The sequence below is a fragment of the Lentilactobacillus parafarraginis DSM 18390 = JCM 14109 genome, from assembly GCF_001435895.1.
In the GTDB taxonomy this organism is placed as follows: Bacteria; Bacillota; Bacilli; order Lactobacillales; family Lactobacillaceae; genus Lentilactobacillus; species Lentilactobacillus parafarraginis.
Map to the genome: position 1 here is coordinate 1 of NZ_AZFZ01000106.1, position 4,710 is coordinate 4,710.

The following is a 4,710-nucleotide window of genomic DNA, read 5'->3' on the forward strand; positions in this document are numbered from 1 at the left end:
GAAATTGGCTCACTTTATTTTAGCAGTTACAGCAAGTTCCTTTTACAAGAATCATTGAACACAAACATTTTGAATTTGGTAAGGGAGATAAGGGCAAAACAATCATTACTCACGAATATCCTCAACCATGGTATCGTGGTGATGAACCATATTATCCCATTAATGATAAAAATAACAATCAAAAATATAAAGATTATACCAAGTTAGCCCAATCGGTTCCCAACATTATTTTTGGTGGACGACTAGGCCAGTACCGTTATTACAACATGGATCAGACGATTATGGCTTCTTTACAATTAGTAAAAAGAGTTTTAGAAGATAAGGAATAATATATGCAAATTGTTAAAAACTACTTATATAATATTTTTTATCAGGTTTTTATTTTGCTAGTTCCTATAGTTACTACACCATATTTGGCTAGAGTTATCGGACCAGTTGGTGTTGGGATCAATTCCTATACTAATGCAACTATCCAATACTTTATTCTTTTCGGCAGTATAGGAATTAATCTATATGGGAATCGCCAAATAGCATTTGTTCGTAATGATCGTAAATTACTCACTCAAGCTTTTTATGAGATTTATATTTTGAGGATTATTTCAATTGCACTAGCCTACTTGGCCTTTTTAATTTTCTTGCTATTTACTAATAAATTTCAAGTATATTATTGGGCGCAATCTGTTTCACTGATTGCGACGGCATTCGATATATCTTGGTTTTTCATGGGTGTTGAAAATTTTGCAGTCACTGTTCTAAGAAATTTTGTTGTTAAAATACTTACGGTTATTAGCATCCTAACTCTTGTTAAATCTTATTCCGACTTAACACTTTATATTTTTATATTGTCAATATCTTTATTAATTGGGAATTTAACTTTATTTCCTAATTTAAGGAAATACATTGGTAAGCCGGATTTAAAATCTATGGATATCTTGAAACATATAAGGCCAGCTGTGATTTTATTTGTTCCTCAAATAGCTACTCAAGTATATTTAGTTTTGAATAAAACAATGATAGGTCTAATTACATCTGTTCAAGCAGCTGGATATTTTGATCAATCAGATAAAATTGTTAAAATAACTTTGGCAATAGTTACAGCAACTGGGACCGTAATGTTGCCTCATGTCGCCAATGCCTTTGCTAATAAGGAGTATCAGAAAACCAAAAATTATTTGTACAGGAGTTTTTCCTTCGTTTCAGCAATATCAATTCCAATGTTTTTGGGGTTGTTAGCAATTGCTGACAAATTCATTCCGTTATTTTTAACGGCTAAATTTAATGAAGTTATTCCAATTATTATGATTGAATCAGTAGTAATCTGGTTGATAGCTTGGAGTAATGCTATTGGTACACAATATTTGTTGCCTACAAACCAAAGTAAAGCATATTCAATGTCTGTTATCTTAGGCGCTGTTATTAATTTGCTGTGTAATATTCCCCTGATTGTTTTATGGGGGGCACTGGGTGCTTCCATAGCTACAGTTATCTCTGAGGCAACTGTAACAAGTTACCAATTATGGACAATTCGTAAGCAGGTCGATTTTCATAAACTATTTTTTGAAACTTATAAATATTTTTTATCAGGGTTATTAATGTTTATAGTGGTTATTTACATTAATAGATTACTCCCATCAAGTTGGCTAATATTAATAATGGAAATTATAATAGGAATTATAGTCTACGTTATTGCTTTATTTATCTTAAGGGCTTCGATTCTTAGAAATTTTAAAGAGCTAATTAGCGTACAAAAATAATTAATGAATAGTTTTTTAGACATTATTGGATGTCCATACTAATAGTGCAGATTAGCATTGAGTAATTTGTTAGATCAGGGGGATAAAGATAATTTTAAAAAATTGATCCGGTAATTCCATCGGAACCGACCATTATAACCATAAGAGAAAGTAGGTACAAGGGTTTTGTCATTTTAGGAAATCATGCAGTTATGATCATCACTAAACATAATTTTTCAAAATGTACAATATGGCGAAAAAAATGTTACGCAAAGTAATTTGATACAGCTTGATTTGTTGATAGGAGTTTTTTTGCAAAATTGTATTGAGATTTAATTTAGGCCTAAAATGGTTTTTAAAACTGCGTTTATTAGCAATAACATCATTTGTCGTCTAATAAGCAATGTTTTAGAAATAGGTTGTTCAGCATAAGTCAAATTATCTCAATAATATCTTAATACTAATGAAAATCGTTATTTTTGGTCTTCATTGGTATTTTATTATAATCAAAATCACATTTTTTCTAAAAATATTTAACAGGAGATCAACTGGTTTAATTTTTGAGATGGATCAGGTGGCAAATTGTGTTAATAAAGGGCAACTATAACGAATTGTCCATCTTAGAGTAGTGTATTTATCATATACAATTTCTTCAACATATCATTTGGGCCTACCCTATTGTATCCAGCTAAAATATGTATTATCATTAGTTACATATAAGTGATCCGGAGGCGTTCTGAAAATGACAAAAATTGGTTACGCACGTGTTAGTACTCGTGAGCAAAATCTAGCCCGGCAAATTGAACAACTACAAGCAGCTGGAGTAACAAAAATTTTTCAAGAGAAACTTTCTGGAAAAAATGCTGCCCGCCCACAACTTCAAGCCATGCTGGATTATCTTCGTGACGATGATGAGGTAATTGTGCTAAGTTTAGATCGGTTAGGTAGAAATTCAGCCGATTTAACAGAAATTATGGAAGCTATTCGCCATAAGGGGGCCACCTTAAACATTTTAAATTTACCGAGCTTTAATAGTATTGAAGATCCTAACTTACGTAACTTGATTACCAATATCATTATTGAGCTTTATAAGTATATGGCCCAAGAAGAACGTGAGACAATCAAAGTAAGACAGCGACAAGGGATTGAAATTGCTAAACGGCAAGGAAAATATCATGGTAAAGTCCGTGAATATGGACCACATTCACCGAATCGACAGAAACGTTATATTTATAAAGAAGCCTGTCGTTTGCTAACGCGCCGGGAACAGGGAGAAGAATTAACCAAACGGCAGATCGCGCGGATGTTGGGGATTGCCCCAGTTACCCTCTATCGGATCGAAAAGTATCGAGCGGAAGACCAAATTAAAGCAGCTAATTGATAAAGAAGCTCGTAAAGATCCAGATAAGACAAAAGTTGCCAATTTTGCCCATCATGTGGCATACTCTGAAATTAAATGAAGGTGGTTTAACATGACTAAGCTCTGGTGTGCCAAGATCCAATTGACAACTAAACAGCGTACCTATCGCTTTTCTAATGATTTACAATTGGCCTTAAACCAAACGGCACACCCCCAGCAAATTTTACAAGCATTGATTGTCGTTCCTTTGGCCCCCTACACTGATAAGCAACAACCACCGATGGGAGTTGGCAAGATTCAGAAGATTTATAAAATGGCTTGGTTTAAAACCAGAGGCCTGCCAATTACACGAGGTCAATTGATGGGAGCAGCCTACTGGACCGAACGTCCGTATGTCCAAGTTACCAGATATTTGACTCATAATTATGTTTGGTGGAGTCAACAACAAATTAGCAAAGACATTACCTATTGGCAACGTCAATTTTATCATCAAACGGCTTATCACAGTCCCCTTTGGCAGAAAATTACCAATTGGCGGATTCGACGCCAATTAGGGCGAATTAAGCGGCAACGTTGGCAAAAGAATATTCAGTATTGGCATATTTAAAATAGTCTGGTTAAACTGTTGGCACATAGCGTTGCTTAGATAACCAATAATCATAACTACCCGTAAAACGGGTAGTTTGCTCTAGGGCTATAAGACCTATGTACTAGCCAGTGTCTCAAGGCGCTGGCTTTTGTGTATCAAAGCCAAACTGCTCTTGTCACTTTTGCGACCGCTTTAAGCGGTACTGTTATTACTTGCCTTGACCCTTAAAAGGGTCTTCATATTCCCTGACACTCAACCGATCCTGCGCTTGATCATGTTTTTCTTGATCACGAATATATTTCCTGATGGTGGCTTCATTAAGCCCAACCGTGCTAACGTAATAGCCGACTGACCAAAAGTGTCGGTTCCCAAATTTATACTTCAAATTCGTATGCTGGTCGAACATCATCAAGGCCGATTTACCTTTTAAATAACCCATAAAACTGGCAACACTTAATTTGGGTGGGATGCTTACCAACAAGTGGACGTGGTCTGGCATCATATGTCCTTCCAATATCTTTACGCCTTTATACTGGCATAGCAAGCGAATATCATCTTGTAAGTCACGTCGATATTGATTATAAATTATTTTTCTCCTATACTTTGGAGTGAATACGATATGGTACTTACACAGCCACTTGGTATGTGCAAGACTGTTTAGTTTATTCGCCATTTCTGACGTCCCCTTTCGATTTTGAATGTTTGGCCCTGACACCTACATTCTAAATCTGATGGGGGCGTTTGGGTTTAACCATTTTGCTAACCGCCCGTAAAGCGGGTGGTTTTTTGTTTCGCACGCTTTAGCGCACTCAACCGGGCCTAAAGGCATAATATAAAAGGGCTCCGAAAATTAATTTCTCGGCACCCTTTGTTTAGTCAAAAGTCTATATTCTTATAGGTTAATCATATTATTCAGCCTGAACCATTAATTATCTAAATACCATTCCACCATCTATTAATAGTGATTGACCAGTCATATAATCCGAATCTGGACCCGCTAAGAAACTGTTTGAGATCTCTAAAAGCGG

At 35.5% G+C, this 4,710-nt stretch carries 4 protein-coding genes and 1 pseudogene; 4 read left to right on the plus strand and 1 reads right to left on the minus strand.

Features of this window, described 5'->3' with window-relative positions; all coding sequences use genetic code 11:
* Positions 1 to 32: 32 nt before the first annotated feature.
* From FD47_RS15155 to FD47_RS13710, 4 genes and pseudogenes are all read left to right on the plus strand, one after another.
* Positions 33 to 329, plus strand: a pseudogene (locus FD47_RS15155) (UDP-galactopyranose mutase); the annotation flags it as partial.
* 3 nt (positions 330 to 332) lie between these two features.
* Positions 333 to 1,754 (plus strand): oligosaccharide flippase family protein, encoded by a 1,422-nt coding sequence (locus FD47_RS13700; protein ID WP_054736695.1) that lies wholly within the window; start codon positions 333 to 335, stop codon positions 1,752 to 1,754.
* Positions 1,755 to 2,475: 721 nt separating this feature from the next.
* Positions 2,476 to 3,114, plus strand: coding sequence for a recombinase family protein (locus tag FD47_RS13705; protein ID WP_054736802.1), 639 nt, complete (start codon positions 2,476 to 2,478; stop codon positions 3,112 to 3,114).
* Between the two features lie 91 nt (positions 3,115 to 3,205).
* Positions 3,206 to 3,700, plus strand: a complete 495-nt coding sequence (locus FD47_RS13710) for a DUF7679 family protein (RefSeq protein WP_056939265.1) — start codon at positions 3,206 to 3,208, stop codon at positions 3,698 to 3,700.
* Between the two features lie 190 nt (positions 3,701 to 3,890).
* Here the strand turns inward: FD47_RS13710 and tnpA are convergent, their stop codons facing one another.
* The gene (gene tnpA, locus FD47_RS13715) at positions 3,891 to 4,355 is read right to left on the minus strand and encodes an IS200/IS605 family transposase (RefSeq protein ID WP_054736786.1); all 465 of its coding nucleotides are present in this window, start codon (positions 4,353 to 4,355) and stop codon (positions 3,891 to 3,893) included.
* Between the last annotated feature and the right edge of the window lie 355 nt (positions 4,356 to 4,710).

Excerpts from the sequence above, each read along its gene's own strand:
- FD47_RS13700 (WP_054736695.1), top strand. The coding sequence starts at position 333 with ATGCAAATTGTTAAAAACTACTTATATAATATTTTTTATCAGGTTTTT.
- FD47_RS13705 (WP_054736802.1), top strand. The coding sequence starts at position 2,476 with ATGACAAAAATTGGTTACGCACGTGTTAGTACTCGTGAGCAAAATCTA.
- FD47_RS13710 (WP_056939265.1), top strand. The coding sequence starts at position 3,206 with ATGACTAAGCTCTGGTGTGCCAAGATCCAATTGACAACTAAACAGCGT.
- tnpA (WP_054736786.1), bottom strand. The coding sequence starts at position 4,355 with ATGGCGAATAAACTAAACAGTCTTGCACATACCAAGTGGCTGTGTAAG.